Origin of the sequence: Olleya sediminilitoris, from assembly GCF_016785945.1 — a bacterium.
Taxonomy (GTDB): Bacteria; Bacteroidota; Bacteroidia; order Flavobacteriales; family Flavobacteriaceae; genus Olleya; species Olleya sediminilitoris.
This window is the reverse complement of the sequence record NZ_JAEMEF010000001.1, coordinates 193,367-219,592: the sequence shown is the minus strand read 5'-3', so window position 1 is coordinate 219,592 and position 26,226 is coordinate 193,367. Positions and strand designations below refer to the sequence as shown.

Sequence of the window (26,226 nt, the reverse complement as noted above, 5' to 3'; positions counted from 1 at the left end):
TTAATTAATGTTTGCTTTATAGTTATGTGTTGTTAAAATTCTTTTGATTTAATAGGTTACTAATTTTATATTTTCGTTTATGTAAATCAATATTTTTTGATCAATTTTATAATCCATCTCTTTTAAAATATCAGAGTAGTTTTCTAGTTGTTCTCTGTATTTAGGGTCAGGAAGCCCAGTTTTGTAATCAATAATACTTACTGTGTTGTTTTTTATGACTAAGCGATCTGGTCTTATAATTGCTCCTGATTTTGATATAATATCACGCTCGTTATAAATTTGGTAATCATTTGTATAGTATTGCGCTATTTCTTCATGATTTATTATTTGATTTATAGTTTGAGTTAGAAGAGCTGCTTGCTTGTTATTTATTAAACCATCATTTAAGTAGTTTGTTATAGCCTTGTCGATATCATCCTTTGTATTAATATCAGCCATAATATCATGTATTAAGTTACCCTTTTCTATGGCATTTTGCTGATCTGTATCCCATAAAAATCCAGATTTAGTGATTATTTTAATGTTATGATCCAATTTATCTACACTTATAAATTGTTCAATTTCTTTGCTGGTTTCAATGTTTGCATCTGGTGTTATTTCTCTTTTTGGATTACCAAAAGTATATTCTAATTGGTTTTCATTCCACAATCCCTTATGCATTAAGTAGTTTGTTAATAAGCCGGAATATGTTTTTAAAGTGACACCTGTTTTTGTCTCTTTTTCTTTTTTAGAAATAATATATAGTTGTTCTACAGGTCTTGTTAACGCAACATATAAAAGGTTTAAGTTGTCTAATTCTTGTTCTGACCTATGTTTTGTGTGTATTGCTTCTCCAATAGATCCAAAGAATTCAAAATCTTTATTATAGTTTAGTAATATTTTTGAAAACCCACTGTAGTTTGTTTCATTTAACGGAAACCACTCCTTTGGTTCTATTTCTCTGTAAATATCCAATTGAGCATAAGGAAAAATAACAACCGGAAACTCCAAGCCTTTTGATTTATGGATGGTCATGATTTGAACCGCATTTTGATTGTTTGGAGAAACTATTGCAAGAGTATCTTTTTTAGAATCATAATAGTCTAAAAATCCAGGAATATCAGAAATTTGTTTTTGAGAATAGTCTAAAACAACATCTAAAAAATATTGGATGTATGCATTGGATGTTTGCGCTAAATTAAAACTTCTTACTATAGTTTCGGTTAAGTCATATAGCGATAATTGGATAAGATAATTTGGATTACAATCAACATTATATTGCTTTAAATTGTCAAAAAACTCTTGAAGATCTAAGTCTAAATTTGATTTAAAATATAGGTGTTTGTCTTCAATATTGTTTTGATCTGCAATGTAGTCTAAAACACTGACTCTAACTTCTAGGTTATTTGGGTTTACCAGAAGTCTAAACACGTTAACAATTAACCTTACATGTTCAGAATTGTTTATTAACATGGTTTCAGATGAAGTAATACGTATGCCTTTATCGCTTAAAAATTCTGCTATAGCTACACTTTCTTTTTTCTTTCGTACTAAAACACAAATATCTTTTAGTTGGTAATTATTGTTTAGACAATTAGTGATGGTATCTAAAACAGTTTCTGGAAATAATACGTCCTGATCATCTTCTTTTTGAATATCTAAAAAATTAAGGTGTACATAACCATCATGTTTTATAACAAGTTTTTGCGGTGCATTTTTGTATAATGTGGCATATTCTGAATTGCTAAAACTGTTAGAAGATAAAAAATCAAAAAACTGATTATTAAAATCAATTACGTTTTTGAAACTTCGGTAATTGTGTTCTAATCGCACAACATTTTTTTGAATAGGAAACGGGTTGTCCATTTGTGTCAGTCCAATAAATTGCTCTGCTTTTCCACCTCTCCATCTATAAATAGCCTGTTTAGCATCTCCAACCAACATGGCTGTACCTTGTTGACCTTTTAGGTTTTGACCTGTTAATGTGTTTTCTATTAAAGGAATTAAATTAGTCCACTGCATTTCTGATGTGTCCTGAAATTCGTCAATAAAATAATGTCTAAATTTTTCACCTAAACGTTCGTAAATAAAAGGTGTTGGTTGATTTTTAATTTCTTTACTAATAAGTGTGTTAAATTCGGATATTAACAACTTATTTTCGTCTTCTTTTATAGTGTTTAGTTCTTGATTTATAGCATTTAAAACAGATAAAGGTGTGCTACTTTTATATACTGATTTTTTAAACTTTAAATCAAAAACAGCAGTTTTAATTTTATGGTAAGCACGATCTATTTCTGGTAATAATTGGTCTATTATTGACGCTTTCGCGGAATCTAATTTAGCTGTGTAAATTTTTCCTTCAGCTATATTTTTAGCTAGTAAATTGTCGTAAAGCTTATCAAAGTCTAAAACGGAAGCTTTTATAAAATGATTAAATAATGTACCTCTTGTAAAGCTTGCTTTGTCTAATCCATTAGCAGCAAAAATGTCCAAAATAGCCTTTGCAGATTCGGATATTAGTGTTTCACTAGCTTTAATTTGTTGGATTAAATTTGATTTTAATGCATTAAAATCTTCAATAGTTTTATGTTTGATACTTTCAAAATAAGGAATATCGTTATCATTAATAAGTACTTTGGCAGTGCTGTTAAAATCTCTTGAAACATCCCAACTTTTGTCATCATCAGCTTTTTCTAAAGCAAAATCTATTAAAACTTTAGTCAGTTTTTTGTCTGTACCGGCTTTTGCAATCAGACTATCAACAGCTTGATTAAGTAAGGTTGGTGTGTCAAGCTCGACTTCAAAATTAATTGGTATTTTTAAATCATGAGCAAAGGTTCTGATTAGTTTATGGTTAAAACCATCTATGGTAGAAATGTCAAAAGCTGCGTAATTATGCATGATTGTATTTAACATTGCAATTGCTTTATTGTGTGCTGTTTTAGGCTCTAAGCGTAACTCACTACAAATAGCCAAAAACATACTGTCATTACCTTCTAAAATGTTAGGGTTTGCAAATTGATGTAAGGTATCTAAAATTCTAGATTTCATTTCGCCAACTGCTTTATTGGTAAATGTTATGGCTAAAATTTGCTTAAAACCATCATTAAATTTATTAGTAAATAACAATTTTAAATACTCCTTAACTAGTGTATAGGTTTTACCACTTCCAGCAGAAGCATCATAAACTTTAAAGGGTGTAGTTGTTGACATTTACTATAATTTTAGACAAGATAATAACAAAATTATGGTTGCTAAATATATTTTGAGACTATCTTTAATAATTAAATAGGCTTGTTAAAATATTATTAAATAGAAATAATAGATTCAATAAATATTTTCAATTGAAAGCTTTAATGTTTAATTTTGAAATAATTGAATATTAACACTAAAAAACATACACTTATGGCTTTTGAATTACCAAAACTAAAATATGCGTATGATGCATTAGAACCAAACATTGATGCACGTACAATGGAAATACATCACTCTAAACACCACAACGGTTATACAACCAAGTTAAATGGTGCAATAGAAGGTACTGATTTAGAAGGAAAATCTATTGAGGATATTCTTGCTAATTTAGATATGAATAATATGGCTGTTAGAAATAATGGTGGAGGTTTTTATAACCACTCATTATTTTGGGAAGTTATGAATCCGGAAGACAAAGGACGTTTGTCTGGAGACTTAAAAGATGCTATTGAAGCTGCTTACGGAAGTTTTGACGCTTTTAAAGATGCTTTTAGTAAAGCTGCAGCAACACAATTTGGTTCTGGTTGGGCTTGGTTATGTGTGCATAAAGGAGGTAAGGTTGAAGTGTGCTCTACACCAAACCAAGATAACCCATTAATGCCAGGAGTAAGTTGTGAAGGAACACCTATTTTAGGATTAGATGTTTGGGAGCATGCTTATTACTTAAACTACCAAAACAGAAGACCAGATTATATTGAAGCTTTCTTTAATGTAATTAACTGGAACGAAGTAGAAAAACGTTACGCTGAGGCTAAATAAGACGTTTAGCAATCATCATAAAAAAAGCAGGTTCTAAAATCTTAGAACCTGTTTTTTTATGTTTTTATTTAAAATTTAGACAAATAAAAAAGGTGAACATTGTTCACCTTTTTTGCCCCAAATCTACCATGAACTTAACCTACTTATGTTATGGTATCCTCAAATATAATTACAATATTATTGAATAGTCGCAAATTATGGTTGAAACGTAAATATATTCGCTTAAAGGATTTCATGTAATAAAACCCGTTTAATTACTTATTAATAAGCACGTTCTTTGTTGCCTTCATAAAAATTAATAAATGCTCTATTAACAACTCTGTTACCTCCAACCGTCGGGTAATTACCTGTAAAATACCAGTCTCCAGAATGATCAGGGCAGGCTTTATGTAGGTTTGCTACTGGTTGAAAAATAATGTCTACTTCAGCATTTACAGATTGGTCTGTTAGTAATTCAGATATTTTAGCCGAAATCTGTTCTGTTGTAAATTGATCGTATATTTGGTTTACAAAGTTTTTAACGTCTTTGTCTTCTAGATGTTCTTGTGCTTTGCACTTCTTATAAACGTCTTCTACTAAATCATATTTATTGTTTTCTTTAAGTAAAGCTAATGCAGCATTAAAAGCTACTAATGTTTCTAGGTTAGCCATGTCAATACCATAGCAATCAGGAAAACGTATTTGTGGTGCAGAAGATACAATTACAATCTTTTTAGGATGTAACCTGTCTACCATTTTAATAATACTTTTCTTTAAAGTAGTACCACGTACAATACTATCATCAATTATAACAAGATTATCCGTAGGTTTGATAACACCATAAGTTACATCATAAACGTGTGCAACTAAGTCATCACGACTACTATCTTCTGTTATAAAAGTTCTTAGCTTGACATCTTTAATAGCTATTTTTTCAATTCTTGGACGCTCTTTTAAAATAGAGGTAACACGCTCTGCAGATAATTTACCATTACCATCTAAAATGGCTTGAGTTTTTTTCTGGTTTAAATGTTCTTCAACAGTTTCAATCATTCCGTAAAATGAAGTTTCAGCTGTGTTAGGAATGTATGAAAACACCGAGTTTTCAGTATCATTGTTTATAGACTTTAATACTTTAGGCATTAATAAACGACCAAGCATTTTGCGTTCTTGATATATTTCGGCATCACTTCCTCTAGAAAAGTAAATACGTTCAAAACTACAAGATTTTCTTTCTAAAGGTTCTAGAATTTGTTTGATAGACGTTTGTCCTGATTTTTTTACAATTATAGCATTACCAGGTTCTAATTCTTTTACGTCTTTAAATTCTACATTAAATACAGTCTGTATAACAGGACGCTCAGAAGCTACAACAACTATTTCGTCATCTTTATAGTAGTATGCTGGACGGATTCCTGCAGGATCACGTAATACAAAAGCATCTCCATGACCAATTAAACCAGCCATAGCGTATCCGCCATCCCAATTTTTTGCAGCACGTCTTAATATTTTTGCAATTTTTAGACGTTCTGCAATTAATGGTGAGCACTCGTGTTTACCGTAACCTTCTTTTTTAAGCTCTTTGTAAATTTTACTAACAGCATCGTCTAAAAAGTGACCGATTTTTTCCATTATGGTAATGGTGTCGGTATATTCTTTTGGATGTTGTCCAAGATCTACTAAGTTTTGGAAAAGCTCTTTAACATTGGTCATATTAAAGTTACCAGCCATAATAAGGTTACGATGCATCCAGTTATTTTGTCTTAAAAATGGATGAACACTCTCTACGCTATTTTTACCAAATGTACCGTAGCGTACGTGACCTAATAATAACTCACCTATGTATGGTATGTGTTTTTTTTGTAAGTCAACACTATCTTGGTATTCTGGATGCTCTGCTAGTTCTTTATTAATACGCTCATTAATTTGAGCAAAAATATCTTGTATTGGTTGTTGCTGTATGGATCTTACGCGACTTATATAACGTTCTCCAGGTTTGGTATCCATTTTAATACTAGCAAAACCTGCACCATCTTGACCACGATTGTGCTGCTTTTCCATCATTAAATACATTTTATTGACTCCATAAAATGCACTACCATATTTTTCTTTATAAAATTCTAAAGGTTTAAGTAATCTAATTAGTGCAATTCCGCACTCGTGTTTTAAAGCATCACTCATTGTTGTTGTGTTGTGAGTTGTGTTATTTTAAATAATAAACTAAAAAACGCGCTCAAATTTTGAGCGCGTTGGTGACTTATAATTTTATATCAAACTGTGTTAGTTTCTTAAATTCTTGCAAGCGGTTATTGACTTCTTCTTTTGTCAAATTAACCATGCGTTCTGTTCCAAATTTCTCTACACAAAAGGATGCCAATGTAGATCCGTAGATTACTGCATTTTTCATGTTTTCAAAACTAATATCTCCAGTACTTGCTAAATAGCCAGCAAATCCACCAGCAAAAGTATCTCCAGCACCAGTAGGGTCAAAAACTTCTTCTAACGGTAAAGCAGGAGCATAAAACATATGGTCATCATGAAATAATAAAGCACCATGTTCTCCTTTTTTAATAACCACGTATTTTGGTCCCATTTCATGAATTTTTCTAGCAGCAACAACTAAACTATATTCTCCTGTTAATTGTCTTGCTTCTTCATCATTAATGGTAATAACATCTACATTTTTGATCACTGCAAGCAAATCGTCTAATGCGATGTCCATCCAAAAATTCATAGTATCTAAAATAGCTAATTTTGGCTTTTTAGTCATTTGGTCCAATACACCTTGTTGTACCATAGGATGTAAGTTACCTAGCATTACAATCTCTGCATCGCGATAATTTTCTGGCACGACAGGATTAAAATGTTCTAAAACATTAAGTTCTGTAGCTAGCGTATCACGAGAGTTCATGTCGTTATGGTATTTACCACTCCAAAAGAAAGTTTTACCATCTTTTACAATCTCGATACCTTCAATATCTACATTTCTATCTTTTAAAAGATCTAAATATTCCTGAGGAAAATCTCCACCAACAACAGATACTGCTGCTTGATCTACATTAAAGTTTGCTGCAGATAACCCAATATAGGTTGCTGCTCCACCAAGAATTTTGTCTGTTTTTCCAAAAGGTGTTTCAATAGCATCAAAAGCTACTGTACCTACAATTACTAATTTGCTCATAAAAGCGTTTTAAATTAAGGCGCAAATATACGCTTTTTATGGAGTATTTTGGTATAGTCGTAACATCTTATTTTCGTCCAAAATCTGCAGGGATTTCTCCCCAAGCTTTTGTCTCCCATTTAACAATGGTTGTTTTATAGTCGTTTGCTTTTAACCATTTAACAGCACGATCTACCAAATCGTACACAGGTTTGTTTTTGGCATTACGTTGTAGTTTGCTATTGCATGTTTTTTTGCGTACCCAACTCATAGCAGTTCTAGAGTCAGTATATATAATACGGTCACTATCATGTTTTTTTAAAAAACTTAAACCATGTACAAGAGCTAAAAATTCTCCAATATTATTGGTGCCTTCAGCAAAAGGACCTTGTATAAATAATTGTTTTTTAGATTTTGTGTCTACACCACGATATTCCATGATTCCAGGATTTCCTGATGATGCTGCATCTACAGCAATGGAGTTATAGTTGGGTTGTCCTATTTTTTTTAGTTGCTCAGCACTAAGTTGGCTTTTAAAGCTTTCTTTTTTTCCAATGTAGTCAAAGTAGTTTCCTTTTAAAGCCTCTTTAGCAGCAACAAATGTAGCGAAAGACTTATATTGAGCACCTGGATAATCTTTAATTTGAGCTTTACAATCGTTCCAGGTTTCAAAAACACCTTTATGGTGTCCTTGCCAAACCGTATAGTATTTTTTCTTTTTTTTACCCATTGTAGTATTTCCGCTTAAGCGGAAATCTTATTTGTTTAATAGTTGGTTAACTACCTCAGGAAAATGTTTCATCTCCAATTCATGAATCTTTTCAGCCACATCTTGAGCTGTATCTGATGCTAAAACCTTACATTTTGCTTGAAAAATAATAGCACCTTCGTCATAATGTTCATTAACATAATGAATAGTTATTCCAGTTTCGGTTTCTTTATTTTTAACAACAGCATCGTGTACGTGCATACCATACATGCCTTTTCCCCCAAATTTTGGCAGTAAAGCTGGATGTACATTTATTACTTTGTTTGGAAAGTATTTTAAGATGTTTTCTGGAAACTTCCATAAAAAACCAGCTAATACAATTAAATCAGGTTGGGTAGATTTTAGAAGGTTTAAAATATCATCTGTTGCTGTAAAGGCTGTTTTATTAAACGATAATGCGCTAACTTTTAGTTTTTTACACCTGTCTAATACTTTGGCATGAGGATTGTTAGTTAATACCTGAATAACAGACGCATTGTCTCTATTTTGGAAAAACCTTATTAAATTTTCAGCATTACTTCCGCTTCCGGACGCAAAAATTACTACACGTTTCATTTTCTAGTTTCAATGTTAAAATCTTCAAACAAAAAAAGCAATAATTATTAACAATTACGGGCTAAAACAGAAATTCTTCAATTTAAATATTTAAATTAGTAGCACATTTTTTAAGTAAACGTGTGTTTTAAATTAAAGTTTTTTATTTTTGCCACTTAATTAAAACTAAAAAATTAAAATTATGTCAGACATTGCATCAAGAGTAAAAGCGATCATCGTAGACAAATTAGGTGTTGATGAAAACGAAGTTGTAACTGAAGCTAGCTTCACAAACGACTTAGGAGCAGATTCATTAGACACTGTAGAATTAATCATGGAATTTGAAAAAGAATTCGATATCCAGATTCCAGATGACCAAGCAGAAAACATTGCGACAGTAGGTCAAGCTGTATCTTATATTGAAGCTGCAAAATAAGCACAATATTTATGGAACTTAAGCGAGTAGTAGTTACAGGGTTAGGAGCGTTAACGCCAATTGGAAACACTAAGGACGAGTATTGGTCTGGTCTTATTAGTGGTAAAAGTGGTGCTGCACCTATAACATATTTTGATTCTGAAAAATTCAAAACAAAATTTGCTTGCGAGTTAAAAAACTTCGTGGCTACAGATTTTCTAGATAGAAAAGAAGCCCGAAAAATGGATAGGTTTACACAGTACGCAATGGTCGCATCAGATGAGGCTATTGCGGACTCAAACCTTGATTTGGATACCGTTAACAAACTTAGAGTTGGCGTTATTTGGGGAGCTGGAATTGGTGGTTTAGAAACTTTTCAAAATGAAGTTTTAAATTTTGCTGCTGGTGATGGTACTCCTAGATTTAATCCTTTTTTCATCCCAAAGATGATAGCAGATATTGCTCCAGGAAACATTTCTATTAAAAATGGTTTTATGGGTCCTAATTATACTACTGTATCTGCATGTGCTTCTTCGGCTAACGCAATGATTGATGCTTTAAACTATATACGTTTAGGACATTGTGATGTTATTGTGACTGGAGGTAGTGAAGCAGCAGTAACTATTGCAGGAATGGGAGGGTTTAATGCTATGCACGCTTTATCAACTAGAAATGAAAGTCCAGAAACTGCATCAAGACCTTTTGATGCTACACGTGATGGATTTGTTTTAGGTGAAGGAGCAGGAGCAATTATTCTTGAAGAATATGAGCATGCAAAAGCAAGAGGAGCAAAAATATATGCTGAAGTTTTAGGAGGCGGAATGTCTTCTGATGCTCACCATATGACTGCACCACATCCAGACGGAATAGGTGTTATAGCAGTTATGAAAAACTGCTTAGAAAATGCTGGTTTAAAACCAGAAGATGTTGATCATATTAATACTCATGGTACGTCTACACCTTTAGGTGATGTTGCCGAGTTGAAAGCTATTAAAGAAGTTTTTGGTGATCATGCTAAAACAATTAACATAAACTCTACAAAGTCTATGACTGGTCACTTGTTAGGTGCAGCAGGAGCTATCGAGTCTATTGCAGCTATTCTTGCAATGGAAAACGGTATCGTGCCACCAACAATTAATCATACTACAGTTGACGAGAATATAGACCAAGATTTAAATTTAACACTTAACAAGCCTCAAAAAAGAGACATCAAAGTTGCAATGAGCAATACTTTTGGTTTTGGAGGACATAATGCTTGTGTGTTATTTAAAAAATTAGACTAGTTTTACTGAATGAAAGGCATTCGCAACATATTTAAATCCCAATCAAAAAATGATAAGGGTGAATTTTTTGTGGCTATTTCAGAAATTTTAAAATTTAAACCCAAAACTTTAAACTATTATAAGACTGCCTTTACCCATCGATCGATGAATATAAAGGATGAAAAGGGTCACATTATAAATTACGAAAGACTAGAGTTTTTAGGTGACGCTATGCTAAGTGCTGTCATTGCACACCATTTATACACAGAAGTTCCTGGAGGTGACGAAGGTTATTTAACCAAAATGAGATCTAAAGTTGTTAGTCGTGAGCATTTAAACGAGCTTGGTAAAGATTTAAAGCTTATTGATATTGTTAAAAGTAAAATACCAAAAGGTCAATTTGGTGACAATATTCATGGTAATTTATTTGAAGCTTTAATTGGTGCTATTTATTTGGATAAAGGTTATTTAAACTGTGAAAAGTTTATTCAGAAACGTGTGATTGATCCTTATGTTGATATAGAGAAATTAGAAGGTAAAGTCATAAGCTACAAAAGTCTTCTTATTGAGTGGTGTCAAAAAGAAAAAAAGGTTTTTGATTACAACGTATATGAAGATACAGGTAATGATGACGTTAAGCATTTTTCTGTAAAATTATCTATAGATAAAAAAGTTGTGGCTAAAGCTAGAGCGACTTCTAAAAAGAAAGCAGAAGAGAAAGCATCCAAACGCGCTTTTTTTGCACTTCAATCTCAAATATCAAAAGGCGGTTTCATTTAAGTCTCTTAAATTACATAACTGATAAAATAAAGCGGTTTACTCAAACGTTTTCGTAATAAATTGTTGTTAAGTTTAGGTAAAATTCATAATAATTCATTCTTTTAGTACTATATTTACATTTAATTTAATAATTAAAATGGCTGTTCGAAAACTTTCTTTAGACGAATTTTTAGAAGAAGAGCATTACGCTTTAATTGGTATTCATTGCGTAATAGAAGATTACAGATTGGCTTATTTAATTAATAAATCATTAGACATTAAGCTTAAAAGACAAAAACGGGATGTTACCAATCCTAGCTTAAATACTAATTATGCAATCTTTGAATGGTTTGATGATAAACAATTAACCACTTATCATTTAGTTGCAAATAACTGTAAAATACAAAACAGCAATTCTGTTGAACAATCCAATTCGTTATTTGGAGAAGATCATTTAGGTAGTACAAATCACTATTTATTACCAGAATTTAAAAAGGTAAACTTTCTTCTTAAAATAGAAACAGAATTTAATAATAAAGAAAAAATTATTTTAAATAATCTTCTTAAGATTCCACAAGTAGTGACAGCTTACAGTATAGATGCTGATACTTTAAAATCTAAAGACAATTTAATATTTAACTAATGCCACACAGAAAAAAGACTAAAATCGTTGCAACTCTAGGACCAGCAACAAGTAGTAAAGAGGTTTTAAAAGGTATGTTAGACGAAGGTGCTAATGTATTTAGAATCAACTTTTCTCACGCAGATTATAAAGACGTTGAAGAACGTGTAAAAATGATAAGAGAACTAAACGAAGAGTTTGGTTACAATGCATCAATATTAGGAGACCTTCAAGGTCCTAAGCTACGTGTTGGTGTTATGAAAGGTGAAGTTATTGTAAATCCAGGAGACGAAATTATTTTTGCTACTGGAGAACGTTTTGAAGGAACTAAAGAACGCGTTTACATGACTTACGATAGTTTTCCTCAAGATGCTAAACCTGGTGAACGTATACTGTTAGATGATGGAAAATTAATTTTTGAAGTTGTATCTACAGATAAAAAATCTGAAGTAAAAGCTAAGGTTATTCAAGGTGGACCATTAAAGTCTAAAAAAGGGGTAAATCTTCCTAATACAAATATTTCTCAACCTGCTTTAACGGAAAAAGATGTTGATGATGCAATATTTGCTTGTAAAATTGGTGTAGATTGGATGGCATTATCTTTTGTGCGTCATGCTGAAGATTTAATGCAATTAGAAGAACTGATAAAAAAACATAGCGATCATAAAATTCCGATTATAGCAAAAATTGAAAAGCCAGAAGCAGTAGAAAATATTGATAAAATTGTGGCTTATTGTGATGGATTAATGGTAGCTCGTGGAGATTTAGGAGTAGAAATTCCTGCTGAAGAAGTACCATTAGTACAAAAGCAATTAGTATTACGTGCAAAACGTGCTAGAATACCAGTAATTATTGCAACCCAAATGATGGAAACTATGATTACTAGTTTAACACCAACTAGAGCAGAAGTTAATGATGTAGCCAATAGTGTTATGGATGGTGCAGATGCAGTAATGTTATCTGGAGAGACCAGTGTTGGTCAATATCCTGTACAAGTTATCCGTCAGATGTCTAACATAATAAAAAGTGTAGAAGATTCTGATTTAATACAAGTGCCACAATCTCCTCCTCATATTCGTACTAAGCGTTACATAACAAAATCTATCTGTTATCACGCAGCACATATGGCTAATGATATTAATGCGAAAGCAATTTCTACGTTAACCAATAGTGGTTATACCGCTTTTCAAATTTCTGCTTGGAGACCAAGTACACATATACTTGTGTTTACCTCAAATAAGCGCATATTAACGCAATTAAGTTTACTTTGGGGAGTTACAGCTTTTTATTACGATAAGTTTGTTAGTACCGATGAAACCATAGAGGATGTTAATGCAATTGCATGTAAAAAAGGATTTTTAGAAGTAGGAGACATGCTTATTAGTTTAGCAGCAATGCCAATTCAAGAAAAAGGGATGGTAAACACTTTAAGAGTTACAGAAATTGAAAGCTGTAATTTTTAAATTATAAATTCAACAAAATAAAAAAGATCAGCTATATATTATAGTTGATCTTTTTTTTGTTTTAAATTACTTACAAGTAATGTTAAAATAATGAGAATATTAGATTTTAATTGGGTTGTTTGGTGTGGATTTATTAATTTAAAGTACTAAACTAAAACAGTCATCATGAAAAATGTCAATATCCCGACAATTGAAAAAGAACAAATTAAATATTTAACCTTTCCAAAAGAAGAACTATTAGTCTCCAAAAAAGAGAAAGCTGAACGTTGCTTAACTTTAAAAAGGGCTATGGTTTTAGGTAATTTAGAGCATCAAAAAGTAAGAATTTTATTTGCAGATAGTGAAGGCGTTAAACGTGTTAATACTACTATTTGGGGAGTCACAGATGAGTATGTGATTTTAAAAACTTCAACCATTATTCCTCTAGAGCGTATTTTAGAAGTTGCTTAAAAGCCAAAACGCAACTGTACGCTAATTGCTTTTTTGTTTTCAGCGATTTTAGGTTTTTTAGTTGTGTTTAAATTAGATAACGAAATCCCTAATAATCTTACCGAATTGCTCATTTTATCCTGATACAGTAAATCTTTTGCTGTATCTAAAATTATAGATGCATCAGCCACAAAATATGGGAGAGTTTTACTTCGTGTTTGCAATGTAAAATCGCTATACTTAATTTTTAATGTTATTGTTTTTCCTGCGACATTGCTTTTATTTAACCGTTTAGCGACTTCGTCCGCAATATGTTTTAATTTTTCAAGCATAAATATTTCTGAAGATAAGTTTTCATTAAAAGTTCGTTCAGCAGCTAAACTTTTTCTAATCCTATTAGGTTTAACTTCACTATTATGTATGCCTCTTACAATGTAGTAGTAGGATTTGCCTGATTTGCCAAAATTAGATTCTAAAAATTCCATAGATTTAGACTTTAAATCCATTCCGTTGTAGATGCCCTTTTGGTACATTTTTTCTGCGGTTACCTTACCAATACCGTAAAATTTTCTAATATCTAACGCTTCCAAAAAGCCTAAAACTTCTTCAGGATTAACTACTTTTTGACCATTAGGCTTATTGTAATCACTTGCAATTTTTGCTACAAATTTATTTATACTAATACCAGCAGAGGCAGTAAGACCCACTTCATTAAAAATTCTGTTTCTTATTTCTTCCGCAAGCATAGAAGCACTTGGATGACCTTTTTTGTTTTCGGTTACATCAAGATAGGCTTCGTCTAAAGACAAAGGCTCAACCAAATCTGTATAGTCATAAAAGATGTTTCTAATTTTATTAGATATGGCTTTGTAGCGTTCAAAATCCGTTTTAACAAAAATTAAATGGGGACACAGTTTTATAGCCAACCTACCAGACATTGCGCTTTTAACTCCAAATTTTCTGGCTTCATAGCTAGCAGCACTAATAACACCACGTGGTCCACCACCACCAACAGCAATAGCTTTACCTTTTAAATCAGGATTATCCATTTGTGCAACAGATGCATAAAATGCATCCATATCCACATGAATAATTTTTCTTATTGGTAAATCGTTTTGCATCTTGTAAATTTAGACATTAATTGTCTTTTTTTTGTATTTGAATTTAGAGTAAGATATTTTTTAACATAATAAAATAATGATTGAAATAGAACGTAAATTTTTAGTTAATTCTAATAATTTTAAAGCCGAAGCTTTTAAACAAACAAGAATTATACAGGGATTTTTAAGTACAGATAAAAAACGTACTGTTAGAGTACGATTAAAAGGTGAGATGGGCTATTTAACAATAAAAGGTGAGTCTTCTAAAAATGGATTGTCACGATTTGAATGGGAAAAAGAAATCGCTAACGCGGAAGCTAAGCAGTTGTTAGCATTGTGTTTAGAAGAAGTAATAGATAAAGTGAGATATGAAGTGAAAGTTGGTAATCATATTTTTGAAATAGATGAATTTTTAGGTTCAAATGAAGGTTTGGTTGTTGCAGAAGTAGAATTAAATTCTGAAAACGAGCATTTTATTAAACCAGATTGGTTAGCTAATGAAGTAACAGGTGATGTAAAATATTATAACTCACAATTAAGTCAGTTTCCCTTCAGTAAATGGTAAATATAATTAGAAGTTAATGTCAAATTTTAGACAAAAAAATAGCCTTACAAATTGCAAGGCTATTTTTTGGTTTTTTGGTTAAGCTTATTAATTATTATTGTGGTCCACCACTAGTAATAATAAATTGACTTCTTCGGTTTAAATCGTGATCCTCTTCTTTACAAGGATTACAGTTTATAGCAGGATTGGTTTCTCCTTGACCAGAAGCCATTATTCTTCCAGCATCAATTCCTTTTGAGATAATGTACTGTCTTGTGGTTTGCGCACGTCTTTCGGATAAGTTTTGGTTATACTCAGCTGGACCTCTAAAATCTGTATGTGATGTAGCTTGAATAACCATGTCAGGATATTTATTCATGACTTGTACTAAGTTATCCAATTCAAAAGCAGCACGTGCTGTAATGTTTGATTTGTCAAAATCAAAATAGATTGGATTTAATACTACTTCTACTTTTGGTATTACAATCTTTTCAATTGGTTGTAGTTTAACAGTTGTTTCTATTTCTTCTTCATTTGAGCCCTTTATAGCAACTTTATTACTTTCATAACCTTGCATTGTGACTTGTAGCTCTGTGTCTGTTTCGCACTCTACAATGTATTCTACCTTACCTTCTGAATTTGCTGGTTTTGTTGCTAAAATATTACCCTGTGCGTCTACTAAACTTGTTAATGCTCCTGGTAATGTTTTTCCTGTTTTTTCATCTAAAATGGTACCTACTATTAATACATCACATAAAGGTTGTATTTTTTTAATAGCATAAATGTCATCACTTCCTTTTCCTCCATCACGATTGGAAGACACAAAACCTTCACCTGAGACTTCATTGATTAAAAAAGCAAAATCATCTCCATTACTATTAACAGGAATACCTACATTACGTATAGGGCCAATTTTTCCATCAATTTCTTTTGTGTAAAACACATCCATTCCTCCTAACCCTAAGTGTCCAGTTGAAGAAAAATACAAGGTATTATTATCACTTATAAAAGGAAACATTTCTTGCCCTTCTGTATTTATTTTTTGTCCCATGTTTACTGGTGTGCCAACTTCTCCGTTACTGTCTAAAGTGGCTTTGTAAATATCAAACTTACCAAATCCTCCAGCCATATCACTTGCAAAATAGATGGTGCTTCCGTCAGCACTAATGGTTGGGTTTTTTATAGAATAATTAGGACTGTTTATTGATAATGCTTCTACTTGAGAGAACCCATCAGCTTCTTTTTTTGCCTTAAATAAGTGTAATACACTGTATTTAGTGTTAGAAACACTGTCTTTTTCATAGATGTTTTCAAAAAAGCTTTCTCTAGAGAAAAACATTAATTTACCATTTGGTGTAAAGCTTGTGATACCTTCATGGTATTTGGTGTTTATGTCGTTAGGTAATAATGTTTCACCTTGAAAAGATCCATCTTCAGCTACTGTATATTGATAGACATCTAAAAATGGTTCTTCATTCCAACCGTATTTTTTTCGGCTATCATTTCTTGAAGAGGTAATGTATAATTTACCATTTTGAAGTGAGCCTCCAAAATCAGCATTTTTACTGTTTAAATCTAAGTTTTGAACATTAAATTTTTTGCCTTTATCCAGTATTTTTGCTAAATAATCAGGATTAGATTTATACATTACTGCACGATCATCTCCTGGTCGCATAGTTGCAAATTTGTTCATTTGCAAATTAGAAGCATCATATTTACCGTTAGCTTTTAGCATTTCAGAATACTTGTAAAGCATTTCTGGTTTTGAAGCTCCAGCTTCAAATGCTTTTGCATACCATTTTTCTGCCTCAATAGTATTGTAAATGTTGTAGTTTGCTTCGGCTAATTTAGAGTAAATATAAGGGTCGCCTTCTCCTTTTTCTACTAGTTTTGTATAGGCTTCTATAGCATTTACAAATTTATATTTAGCAAATAACTTATCAGCTTTTTTGGTGGCATTACTTTGAGCAAACACACAAGTGCTGCTTAATAAGATAGCGCATATAAATAGTTGTATTTTTTTCATTGTCTTGGTTAACTTAATGGATTAGAAATAACGTGGTGAACGTGATACTTTTCTTGGTAAATTAATATCAAAATTGATAAAAATCTCATGTGAAGAATTGGTTACGACATCTAATTGTGATTGGATACTGTCATAAGCATAACCTATTCTTAAATTTGGTGCAACTAAAAAGTTAATCATACCACTAAAAGAATCATCTAAACGGTAACCTGCTCCTACTTCTACAACATCATACATAAACAGGTTTAAATTGACATCAAAACTTACTGGTGCATCAAAAGCAACTTTAGCTAAAGCGTGTGGCTTTAGCTTAAAGTCTTCTGACAAATCAAATACGTATCCTGCTGCTCCAAAAAAGTGTTGTGTTTCTGATCCTATTTTGTAGCCATTAGCATCTAAATGTACCGAACTTAATATGTTTGGCATAGAGGCTGAGATGTAATACTTACTTGGCTTATAAAAATATAATCCTGCTCCAATATTTGGTGTCGTCTCATTTATATTCTCTGAGAAAAATGGATCGTCTGGATCTGTAAGTTCTAATCCTGTTAATCCAATATCATGAAAGGTTGCTCCTGCTTTTAATCCAAAAGCCAATTTAGTTGTGTTTCCTACTGGTATTGTATACGAGAAATCTACATAAGCATTGGTTTCTTGTACAGGTCCAACTTCATCACTAATTAAAGAGAAACCTAATCCTACATTGCTTCCTACTGGAGAATGTATAGCTAGAGTACCTGTTGTTGGTGCACCTTCTAAACCAACCCATTGACTTCTGTAAAGTGCACCTATTGATACACTTTCTGTAGAGCCTGCATAGGCTGGGTTTACCACATTCATGTTATACATATACTGTGTATATTGTGGATCTTGTTGGGCTTGTACACCTATAAACACTAGGAATACAATATATACTATTTTTTTCATCTGTTGTTTTTTTGTTTTCTAGTTAGTTTATCTGTTTAAATATACCCATGCGGCTTTTGTTTTGGTACCTTGGTACTTCATAACATAGTAATATGTTCCTACTGGTAGCATATCTCCGTTATCAGATTGTCCTTCCCATTGGTTTGTATAATTAGTTTTAGAGTATACTTTACGTCCATTACGATTAAAAATCTCTAAACTTTGAACATCAAAACTACTTAAATCAAAAGCATCATTATACCCATCATTATTTGGTGAAATACCTTGAGGTATAATACAAGTTTCTAACTCGGTTACCTCTACAAAAGCTGATTGTGAACAGCCTGTGTCGTTAAAAGTTACTTCTATTTCATATTCTCCTGCTGTTAATACAGTGTTTAGTGCTAAATTATTAGCTCCTGGTATTATAACACCTTCATTATACCAAACTATACTTACTTCTGAGGCTGTATAATTAACAGCTTCTGCTGTTATAGTAATTGGTGACGTTGCATTTGGACAAACTTCATAAGTTATAGTACTGTCAAAAGTAGTTTCTGGTGTAATACCAAACACTAAATCAAAAGTTGTAGTTTCAAAACATCCAGTCATAGCATTTTCAACTCTAATATAAATAGTTTCAGCTCCAGGGGATTCATAAGTTGTTACATTAATTATTGGATCATTGCTCATGTTAGCATCGTCTAAACTTGTGTAATAAGTATATACTAAATCCGTTTGTCCTCCTGATATTACTGTTTCGTTTATGGTTAAATCAAATTCTGAGATACCGTCTTCGTCATTATCACATCCTATAACATCTTCAGATTGAACCAATACAGGTTTTGTTGCCAGTTCTAGGTTAAAAGTATTAGTGGCATAACATCCAGTTGTTGTGTTTTCTACCCTAAAATATATAATAGTATTAGCTGTAGCACTATAGGTAGTAACAGATGTAATTGGATCTGTTCCATCTAATGCATCTTGTTCTGTTTCAAAATAACTAACAACAACATCTGTTTGTGTGCCAATAATATTGGCTTCATTTTCTGTTATATCAAAAACAGCTGTTGATGTGTTATCAATATCACAGGCAAGTATAGCTGTTTGTGTTTCTGCTTCTGGATTTTCAAAGAACTCAACAACAACATCGTCAGAGTAGAAACATGCAGATGAAGTACCTGTAAATACAATATCAACTTGGTATGTGCCAGTTTCGTTTACGGTTAATGTAGGGTCAGTTTCACCTGCTATTGGTTCTGTAATTCCGTTACCTACAGTATACCAAGTAATAACTGTTCCAGCAGGTTGAGGTACACCAATGTCTAGTGTTACAGCATCACCTTCACAGCTTGCTAAACCACTATCTAATAAAATATCTTCACCTAAATCTATTTCACCAATATCAAAACTACTAGCTTCTAAGAATACAGCTGAGTCAAAAGCTGTATCTCCATCATCTGCTACTACTAATTTAATACTGTAAGTGTTATTTGGTATTACAGTTGCTAAAGCAGTTAAAGGGACTGTTCTACCTATAAAGTTTGTTGGATTTGAAATCGCAGGAAGTCCAGTTCCTGCACCATAATATGCATCAAATAAAGAAGGGTTTGAAGAAGCACAACTTGTATTGTGTATATTATCTCTGATGGTAAATACTGAAACTGGATCTGTAGTTCCTGGTACTACAGCAATATTTACTGGTGCTCCTCCAGAAGTTATATCTGTTAAAATAAAAGCAAAAGCATCAGAGAAACCACATTGGAAAGCTCCATATTCTTCAGCTGCAAAAATAAAGTTAAATGTTAATTCGTCAATTAAAGGAGTAAACTCAAATTCTATTATTGAAGCATTATTAGTTGGTCCTTGATTAATAAATGATTCTAAGTCTGCATCACCAGGCCAGCTTGTGTTTCCGTCACTTAAAGTTCCCGTTTCTGGACCTGGAGCGTTTAGTACGTTACCAGTTGTCATTACAATTCCGCTTTCAAAAGGAAAGCCAGAACCATTAGCTTCAAAGTATCCAATACCATTTGGTCCTCCAAAATCAGTACCAGTAGAAGAGGTCACATTGTTTACTATCGCGCAAGGAGAATTAACTAGTACGTCGTTTATAAGCTCATCTACAGTATATTGAGTGTCATCTGTAATAATTGGTGGTGGAATTGTGAAAACACATAAATCAAAACTCACATCTTGGAAGTCAATATCATCTGCTGTAAAAACTCTTATAAAGTATGTGTTACCAACAACTAAGCCATTAGCTGTACTGTTATTTGTTATTTCGCAATAAATATTTGTTAAACTGTTGCAATCTGTTCCTTCGTATAAAGCATGATCTAAATTAGTGGTATCACCAATAATATTATTTAATGAAATCCCATGATCTGTAGCTATTGCAGTAAATTGAAACCATACGTCATCATTGGTATCTCCTGTGCAGGTACTTGTTTGTGTAGATGAAGTTGCTCCATAAAGAGAGGCATTAGTAATGTTTGTGCAATTTTCATCAGCATTTGGCATAACAATTATAGCTCCTGAACATTCATCGTTTGAAGGAGGGCAAACTGGAACATTGATAGTATTGCTAGTAACAATACAGTTTACATCGTCAGCATTTTCAACCGTAATAATAACATCTGTATTTAATGGGTATGGACCCATTGTGATAATACCTGTTGTTGTTGTATTTTGAAGAGTAGAACCTTGATTGTCTGAAATGTTTAGGCCCATAGCATCACCAATACTAGTAATATCTGTTTCGATGTAAAATTCATTATTTCCGTTAGTACAGTCAGTAATAGGGTTAAAGTTTACTGCTTGATTTATACAAGTTGCACAATTCACTGTTATATTAACAGAAGTATAACCACTACTTTGACAACTAGCACTTATATCAGATTCTATTGCAAATGAAATGGTGTCTCCTGTAGATTGGAATGTTAACCCAGAAATTTGACCACTATTACCATAAGGTGTAGCAGCATTTAAATTTGTAACTCCATCAGAATCCAGTACAATAACTTCATCAAAGTTATTTTCAACTTGACCAGCATTAATTGTTAAATTTAAAGGTGTTCCATCTGTAGATGAAAATGTAAATACATTAGTGTCATTATTGTCATAACAATAGTCAATGGTTTGTGGTCCATCCGTTGCGCAATCTAATATAAAGTTGAACTGGGTTAATGTTGAAAAGTTAAAAGGACCAGCCCAAGTACTTGATTCATTTCCACATAATGCCTGTATATAAACCTCATAATCAGTTGCAGAATTTAATGTTGTCTCTGATATTGTTGAAGAAGTTACAACTGTTCCTGAAGTAGGTACGCCAGTTCCGGCTGGTTGTAGCACGTAATTCCATTCTGTTTCAGCACCACTTGGTGTCCAAGAAATATCTGCAGCTGTTTCTGTTATATTAGTCGCTGTAATGGCTGTTGGAGCAATACAAAATGTTCCACATGCTTCAACACGTAGTTGGTCTATTGCTAAATCTCCTTCAAATCCAGCACCAGAGCCACCATAGCTAATTTCAACATATATGACTTGTCCTAGGTAGGCATCTAAATTTATACCTATTGGTATCCAAGTTTCGTCTGCTGTATTTTGGTAGTCTCCTATCCAGTTGTATTCGTTAGTAAAAGGACCTACTTGAGATGTGCTAATACCAATACTTAGAGTCCCTATGTCATCACCAAAAGCATGCATATAAAAAGATAATTCTGCTCCATCTATTGCTGTTGATAAATCAATAGCAGGTGTTATTGCTGAGGCTATATCGGTAGCATTACCTGAGCTCTCATATTCTAAATGGGTTCCTGGATTACCATTCCAAGTAACATTTGGTCCTGTTGATGTTGAGTTTGCATTTTCTGTTGTGATACGCCAATTTCCGTTTGAACCATCAAAGCCAGTACCTGTCCATCCTGATGGTATATAATTAGTATCATTACCAAAATCTTCAGTAAATATAAATGTGGAGCTACCTGTAGCACAAGCAACTCCTGTTGGAGCTGGAGGAGGAGTGTTTAGTGTTGTGAAGTTTATTGGTCCAGCCCAAACACTAGTTCCTGATCCACAATCTGCTAAAATGTAAACTTCGTAAGATGTACTAGCTGTTAGTCCTGTTGCAGTATAAGGATTTGTTGTTACAGTTGTAACTGCTGTTGTTGGCATACCAGTTCCTGCTGCTTGCACAACAACTTCCCATGCTGTCTCAGAGTTATTTGCTATCCATGATAAATCTGCTGTAGTATCTGTTATAGCATCAACAGTTATGCTAGTTGGAGCGACGCAAAAATCACCACAAGTTTCAACACGAACTTGATCTATAGCCATATCACTTTCCCAGGTATCACCTGTTCCAACATAGCTAATTTCAATATATATGACTTGACCTAAATAGGCATCTAAATTAACACCTATTGGTACCCAAGCTTCATCTCCTGCCGACTGATAATCTCCAACCCAAGTATATTCGTTAGTGAAAGGACCTGTTTGAGATGTGCTAACTCCAATATTTAGAGTTCCCATATCGCCACCAAAAGCATGCATGTAAAAAGATAATTCTGCTCCATCTACAGCTGTTGATAAATCAATAGCAGGTGTAATTGCAGAGGCTACATTTGCTGTATTACCAGAACCCTCATATTCTAAATGGGTTCCTGAATTGCCGTCCCATGTAATATCTGGTCCTGTTGAAGATGAATTAGCACTTTCTGTAGTGATATCCCAATCTCCATTAGTATCTGTAAAAGCAGTACCTGTCCATCCTGATGGTACATAATTAGTATCATTACCAAAATCTTCAGTAAATATAAATGTGGAGCTACCTGTAGCACAAGTTACTCCTGTTGGAGCTGGAGGTGGTGTATTTAAAGTTGTAAAGTTAACAGGTCCTGTCCAAATACTATAATCTCCAGAACAGTTCGATCTAACATATACTTCATAATTTGTTGAAGGTGATAAAGTGTTGTCTGTATATGGAGTATTTGTCGTAGTTGTTGCTCCGGAACTTGTTGGGACACCTGTTCCTGAAGCTTGCACAACAATTTCCCATGTTGTTTCTGTACCACCAGCTAGCCAAGAAATATCGGTAGATGTTGTTGTTATATTGTCAACTGTTAAGGAGGTTGGGTTTGGACAAGTTGAATTGTATATAAGTACATTGTCAACTAACCAATACCAAGCCCAACTATTTGCATCGTTATAAGTAAATCGTACTTGCATTGCTGCATTAGCATATGTTGTAATGTCAATATGTTGTTGGTTAGGAGTGTTAAAACCTCCTGCATCAGATGTTTGAGTTAATACAGCAACCCAAGCAGTTCCGTCCCAGACTTCTACTACAGCAGTGTCACTACCTATATTGTTATAGTATTGATCAAAATCTAGAAATAATGCTGTAGATGTAGAAGTATCAAATACTGGTGATGTTAACGTTTCAACTAATAGTGTTCCGCTACCTACTGCGTCACTATCTACAATAGCAGCATTAGTGCCATCTAGACTATTTGTAGCGCCTTGCTGTCCTGAGTACCAAGAGTCTCCTGTGGCATCTCCTGCATCTGTTATTGTCCATGATGCAGGTATGGAGACATCAAAATTTTCTTGTAAATAAATTTGTGAGTTAGCTTGCCATCCAACTAACAGGAATAGCAAAGCTAAAATGAATGTAGTTTTTTTCATTTTTATGGGATTGGTTGTTTAGTTATTATGTGCTAAAAATTTTGTATTAAAACACGGGTTGGTGTTTTAAAGGTATACTATTAAAAAGATTAATTTAATACGGATAGACGAAATGCGTTTTTTTTCGATGAAATAATGAGATTCTGTTAAAAAATAAGAATATTCGGTGTGTTTTTGTTATTTTATTTTGAAATTATCATGTTTTGACTCATTTCGTTACCATTTTCATCAATAACAAACACCTTGTGATTGCCTGTTTTAGGTGATATTGCGATATTATGAATATCGTTAGTTTGACCAATGTACGTTTTGTTTAAATACCAAAAAAGAGTGCTGTTTTTTTGAGAATGTGCAACTTTTAAGACGACTTCATTTACTTTTTCGTCAAAATCTTTAGGTAGAAAAATGATAGAAGATTCCTTAGGATAGATGAACTGCATTTTTACTTCGTTTTTATTAAAACAATCTGATCGGGTTGGAGGAAGAACTTTGTAAAATGGATTTTTAGTTTTATAATAGTATTCCATTAAAGGAGGAAGTACAAACCATGAGGTTGTATTAATAGTATTAACATCTTCACATGAGGAGTTGACTTGATAGGTTTTAGTATTATCTAAATGAATTAATTTATGGTAAGGACAGGGTTCGGTTTTTATTCCGCTTAACTGTATGTATTGTTTTTTTATCTGATTACAATTTACTGATGCTCTGTATCCACTGATAGCACATAATTCAACTTCTTTCATTTCATCATAAGGTGTAGTAAACCATTGACTATTTGGTAGTAAATCAAAAATATCAAATAGGATTGGTGCAGCAGCTTGTACGCCAACTAAACCTGGCCTTCCTTCTCCATCTGCATTACCGACCCAAACGCCTACAACGTAATTTTTAGTTGTGCCAATTGCCCAAGCGTCTCTAAACCCAAAACTAGTTCCTGTTTTCCATGCAATTTGTTTAGAGTCATCAAAAAATTGCCAATTATCATCACCTTCCGGTCTATTTACTTCTTTCATGCTTTCATAGGTTAAGTAAATAGAAGCAGCGTCGAAAAGTGTTTTTTCAGTGGATTTTGTACCAAAATCAATGGTTTTGTTTTGGTAGAATGTCGGTTCGCAAAATTCGTTTGAAAAATATTGAGAAGAATTATCGTTAAAATGATTAATTGTACCAGAAAATGCTGCATAACTTTTACATAAATCCCATAAATTGCTTTCTGCTCCTCCTAATATTAAAGATAATCCATAATGGTTTGCATTGTAAGTTATGTCTTTAAGTTGTAACGCTTTTAAGTAATGGTAAAAACGATCTAGTCCAAACTCTTGTAGCATTCTAACAGCAGGAACATTTAATGATCGTGATAAGGCGCGTTTTGCTGGTACAGCTCCATCAAAGGTTTTGTCATAATTTTGAGGAGAATAACTTCCAAATTGGGAAGGAACATCTGCTACTAACGTATTTGGTAAAATGTCTCCTGCATCCAACATTGCAGCATATAAAAAAGGTTTTAAAATGCTACCTGTACTTCTTGGTTTATTTATAATATCTACGCTGTTTTGATGTTTTTTATCTGTTGGTGCATTACCAATATAGGTTAATACTTTACGTGTGTTGACATCTAAAATTAATACTGAGATATTGTGTATTTCATTTTGTTTTAATGTATTGTAGTGGTTTAAAACGACTGTGTTGGATTGCTCTTGAAGTTGTTTTTTTATTGTGGTTGCAACGCGTTGACCTCTGTTAGTTTTTGATATATTTTGAAGTAAGTGTGGTGCAATTTGAGGTAATGCATAGGGTTTTTGTGGTAAAGCTTCAGCAATAGACAGGTTGTAGGTTAGACTGTCTATGGTTTCATTTTTTAATAATTTTTTGAGTAACCTATTTCTTTTGTTTAATAGTAATTTTTGATTTTTTCCAGGATATATTAAACTTGGTGCATTTGGTAAAACCGCTAGTGTAGCGCTCTCTGCCCATGATAGGTTATGAGCACTTCGATTAAAGTAGCGCCAAGCTGCAGCATCAATACCAACAACATTTCCGCCGAAAGGTGCATGACTAGCATATAGGTTTAAAATCTTTTTTTTGCTAAATTTAAATTCTAAACGTGTTGCTAAAATTATTTCTTTAATTTTTTCAAAATAAGTTCTAGATTGACCTTTTCTAGAAAGTCGGATTACTTGTTGTGTAATGGTGCTTCCGCCACGTTTGATTTTTCCTTGACTTAGATTTTCTTTTAAAGCTTTTACAATTGAAATTGGATTAAAACCAAGATGTCTAAAAAAATATTCGTCTTCAAAAGCTATTATACAATCTTTAAATTTTTTAGGAATACTATCGCTTTCTGGGAATCTCCACTGTCCATCTTTGGCTATTTGAGCACCTAATAATTGGTTGTTGTCACTGGTAATTACAGTTGCTGTTGGGTCTTTAAACAGTTGCTTTGGTAAGCAAAAATAATACGAAACCATTAATATGAAAGCTATTAATGATTTCGTTTTATTTTTTTTAATGACGATTAACATCTTTTGAAAGATATTAATCATTGTTTTATAAGGTGTTACCAATTATGTTTAA

Annotated in this window: 18 protein-coding genes; 8 read left to right on the top strand and 10 right to left on the bottom strand. The window is 32.8% G+C overall.

Going from position 1 to position 26,226, the window contains the following annotated elements; all coding sequences use genetic code 11:
• Nucleotides 1–48 precede the first annotated feature (48 nt).
• Complete coding sequence (locus tag JAO71_RS00940) at nucleotides 49–3,192, bottom strand: UvrD-helicase domain-containing protein (protein ID WP_202998462.1); 3,144 nt, start codon at nucleotides 3,190–3,192, stop codon at nucleotides 49–51.
• 192 nt (nucleotides 3,193–3,384) lie between these two features.
• Here JAO71_RS00940 and JAO71_RS00935 point away from each other — a divergent pair, with 192 nt between their 5' ends.
• Nucleotides 3,385–3,993: a superoxide dismutase gene (locus tag JAO71_RS00935; RefSeq protein ID WP_028607178.1), complete on the top strand. Its 609-nt coding sequence runs from the start codon at nucleotides 3,385–3,387 to the stop codon at nucleotides 3,991–3,993.
• A 261-nt stretch (nucleotides 3,994–4,254) separates the two neighbouring features.
• Here the strand turns inward: JAO71_RS00935 and JAO71_RS00930 are convergent, their stop codons facing one another.
• From JAO71_RS00930 to purN, 4 genes are all read right to left on the bottom strand, one after another.
• Nucleotides 4,255–6,153 carry an amidophosphoribosyltransferase gene (locus JAO71_RS00930; RefSeq protein ID WP_202998461.1) on the bottom strand — a complete coding sequence of 633 codons (1,899 nt, stop codon included), beginning with the start codon at nucleotides 6,151–6,153 and terminating at the stop codon, nucleotides 4,255–4,257.
• 76 nt (nucleotides 6,154–6,229) lie between these two features.
• A complete protein-coding gene (locus JAO71_RS00925; protein ID WP_116823675.1) occupies nucleotides 6,230–7,153 on the bottom strand; it encodes a PfkB family carbohydrate kinase in 924 nt (307 codons plus the stop codon).
• 67 nt (nucleotides 7,154–7,220) lie between these two features.
• On the bottom strand, nucleotides 7,221–7,862 hold the full coding sequence (locus JAO71_RS00920; RefSeq protein ID WP_116823674.1) for a ribonuclease H1 domain-containing protein: 642 nt from the start codon (nucleotides 7,860–7,862) through the stop codon (nucleotides 7,221–7,223).
• A gap of 27 nt (nucleotides 7,863–7,889) precedes the next feature.
• Nucleotides 7,890–8,456: a phosphoribosylglycinamide formyltransferase gene (purN, locus tag JAO71_RS00915; RefSeq protein ID WP_202998460.1), complete on the bottom strand. Its 567-nt coding sequence runs from the start codon at nucleotides 8,454–8,456 to the stop codon at nucleotides 7,890–7,892.
• Between the two features lie 181 nt (nucleotides 8,457–8,637).
• On the opposite strand from purN, the gene JAO71_RS00910 reads away from it, so the two are divergent.
• The 6 genes from JAO71_RS00910 (at nucleotide 8,638) to JAO71_RS00885 (ending at nucleotide 13,406) form a co-directional block, all read left to right on the top strand.
• The gene (locus JAO71_RS00910) at nucleotides 8,638–8,871 is read left to right on the top strand and encodes an acyl carrier protein (RefSeq protein ID WP_013869581.1); all 234 of its coding nucleotides are present in this window, start codon (nucleotides 8,638–8,640) and stop codon (nucleotides 8,869–8,871) included.
• 11 nt (nucleotides 8,872–8,882) lie between these two features.
• A complete protein-coding gene (gene fabF, locus JAO71_RS00905) occupies nucleotides 8,883–10,133 on the top strand; it encodes a beta-ketoacyl-ACP synthase II (protein WP_028607173.1) in 1,251 nt (416 codons plus the stop codon).
• 9 nt (nucleotides 10,134–10,142) lie between these two features.
• On the top strand, nucleotides 10,143–10,892 hold the full coding sequence (gene rnc / locus JAO71_RS00900; protein WP_202998459.1) for a ribonuclease III: 750 nt from the start codon (nucleotides 10,143–10,145) through the stop codon (nucleotides 10,890–10,892).
• 136 nt (nucleotides 10,893–11,028) lie between these two features.
• Nucleotides 11,029–11,514: an IPExxxVDY family protein gene (locus JAO71_RS00895; RefSeq protein WP_028288988.1), complete on the top strand. Its 486-nt coding sequence runs from the start codon at nucleotides 11,029–11,031 to the stop codon at nucleotides 11,512–11,514.
• Nucleotides 11,514–12,956 (top strand): pyruvate kinase, encoded by a 1,443-nt coding sequence (gene pyk, locus JAO71_RS00890; protein WP_054852428.1) that lies wholly within the window; start codon nucleotides 11,514–11,516, stop codon nucleotides 12,954–12,956. Before JAO71_RS00895 ends, pyk begins: the two co-directional genes overlap by 1 nt.
• A gap of 165 nt (nucleotides 12,957–13,121) precedes the next feature.
• Complete coding sequence (locus JAO71_RS00885) at nucleotides 13,122–13,406, top strand: hypothetical protein (protein ID WP_028288990.1); 285 nt, start codon at nucleotides 13,122–13,124, stop codon at nucleotides 13,404–13,406.
• On the opposite strand, the gene dinB is transcribed toward JAO71_RS00885, so the two are convergent.
• A complete protein-coding gene (gene dinB / locus JAO71_RS00880) occupies nucleotides 13,403–14,506 on the bottom strand; it encodes a DNA polymerase IV (RefSeq protein ID WP_202998458.1) in 1,104 nt (367 codons plus the stop codon). The genes JAO71_RS00885 and dinB overlap by 4 nt on opposite strands.
• Before the next feature lie 76 nt (nucleotides 14,507–14,582).
• Here dinB and JAO71_RS00875 point away from each other — a divergent pair, with 76 nt between their 5' ends.
• The gene (locus JAO71_RS00875; protein WP_202998457.1) at nucleotides 14,583–15,050 is read left to right on the top strand and encodes a CYTH domain-containing protein; all 468 of its coding nucleotides are present in this window, start codon (nucleotides 14,583–14,585) and stop codon (nucleotides 15,048–15,050) included.
• A 94-nt stretch (nucleotides 15,051–15,144) separates the two neighbouring features.
• Here the strand turns inward: JAO71_RS00875 and JAO71_RS00870 are convergent, their stop codons facing one another.
• The 4 genes from JAO71_RS00870 to pbpC all read right to left on the bottom strand — a co-directional run bounded on the left by JAO71_RS00870 (nucleotide 15,145) and on the right by pbpC (nucleotide 26,195).
• A complete protein-coding gene (locus JAO71_RS00870) occupies nucleotides 15,145–17,055 on the bottom strand; it encodes an OmpA family protein (protein WP_202998456.1) in 1,911 nt (636 codons plus the stop codon).
• A gap of 21 nt (nucleotides 17,056–17,076) precedes the next feature.
• Complete coding sequence (locus JAO71_RS00865; RefSeq protein WP_202998455.1) at nucleotides 17,077–17,982, bottom strand: PorP/SprF family type IX secretion system membrane protein; 906 nt, start codon at nucleotides 17,980–17,982, stop codon at nucleotides 17,077–17,079.
• Between the two features lie 27 nt (nucleotides 17,983–18,009).
• Nucleotides 18,010–23,649, bottom strand: a complete 5,640-nt coding sequence (locus JAO71_RS00860; protein ID WP_202998454.1) for a choice-of-anchor L domain-containing protein — start codon at nucleotides 23,647–23,649, stop codon at nucleotides 18,010–18,012.
• Between the two features lie 182 nt (nucleotides 23,650–23,831).
• A complete protein-coding gene (pbpC, locus tag JAO71_RS00855; protein WP_116823667.1) occupies nucleotides 23,832–26,195 on the bottom strand; it encodes a penicillin-binding protein 1C in 2,364 nt (787 codons plus the stop codon).
• Nucleotides 26,196–26,226: the final 31 nt, after the last annotated feature.

What these genes read in the sequence shown, in the direction of transcription:
- dinB (WP_202998458.1), bottom strand. Translation starts at nt 14,506, where the DNA reads ATGCAAAACGATTTACCAATAAGAAAAATTATTCATGTGGATATGGAT.
- JAO71_RS00875 (WP_202998457.1), top strand. Translation starts at nt 14,583, where the DNA reads ATGATTGAAATAGAACGTAAATTTTTAGTTAATTCTAATAATTTTAAA.
- JAO71_RS00910 (WP_013869581.1), top strand. Translation starts at nt 8,638, where the DNA reads ATGTCAGACATTGCATCAAGAGTAAAAGCGATCATCGTAGACAAATTA.
- JAO71_RS00940 (WP_202998462.1), bottom strand. Translation starts at nt 3,192, where the DNA reads ATGTCAACAACTACACCCTTTAAAGTTTATGATGCTTCTGCTGGAAGT.
- purN (WP_202998460.1), bottom strand. Translation starts at nt 8,456, where the DNA reads ATGAAACGTGTAGTAATTTTTGCGTCCGGAAGCGGAAGTAATGCTGAA.
- JAO71_RS00935 (WP_028607178.1), top strand. Translation starts at nt 3,385, where the DNA reads ATGGCTTTTGAATTACCAAAACTAAAATATGCGTATGATGCATTAGAA.
- rnc (WP_202998459.1), top strand. Translation starts at nt 10,143, where the DNA reads ATGAAAGGCATTCGCAACATATTTAAATCCCAATCAAAAAATGATAAG.
- pyk (WP_054852428.1), top strand. Translation starts at nt 11,514, where the DNA reads ATGCCACACAGAAAAAAGACTAAAATCGTTGCAACTCTAGGACCAGCA.
- JAO71_RS00930 (WP_202998461.1), bottom strand. Translation starts at nt 6,153, where the DNA reads ATGAGTGATGCTTTAAAACACGAGTGCGGAATTGCACTAATTAGATTA.
- fabF (WP_028607173.1), top strand. Translation starts at nt 8,883, where the DNA reads ATGGAACTTAAGCGAGTAGTAGTTACAGGGTTAGGAGCGTTAACGCCA.
- pbpC (WP_116823667.1), bottom strand. Translation starts at nt 26,195, where the DNA reads ATGATTAATATCTTTCAAAAGATGTTAATCGTCATTAAAAAAAATAAA.
- JAO71_RS00865 (WP_202998455.1), bottom strand. Translation starts at nt 17,982, where the DNA reads ATGAAAAAAATAGTATATATTGTATTCCTAGTGTTTATAGGTGTACAA.
- JAO71_RS00895 (WP_028288988.1), top strand. Translation starts at nt 11,029, where the DNA reads ATGGCTGTTCGAAAACTTTCTTTAGACGAATTTTTAGAAGAAGAGCAT.
- JAO71_RS00885 (WP_028288990.1), top strand. Translation starts at nt 13,122, where the DNA reads ATGAAAAATGTCAATATCCCGACAATTGAAAAAGAACAAATTAAATAT.
- JAO71_RS00920 (WP_116823674.1), bottom strand. Translation starts at nt 7,862, where the DNA reads ATGGGTAAAAAAAAGAAAAAATACTATACGGTTTGGCAAGGACACCAT.
- JAO71_RS00870 (WP_202998456.1), bottom strand. Translation starts at nt 17,055, where the DNA reads ATGAAAAAAATACAACTATTTATATGCGCTATCTTATTAAGCAGCACT.
- JAO71_RS00925 (WP_116823675.1), bottom strand. Translation starts at nt 7,153, where the DNA reads ATGAGCAAATTAGTAATTGTAGGTACAGTAGCTTTTGATGCTATTGAA.
- JAO71_RS00860 (WP_202998454.1), bottom strand. Translation starts at nt 23,649, where the DNA reads ATGAAAAAAACTACATTCATTTTAGCTTTGCTATTCCTGTTAGTTGGA.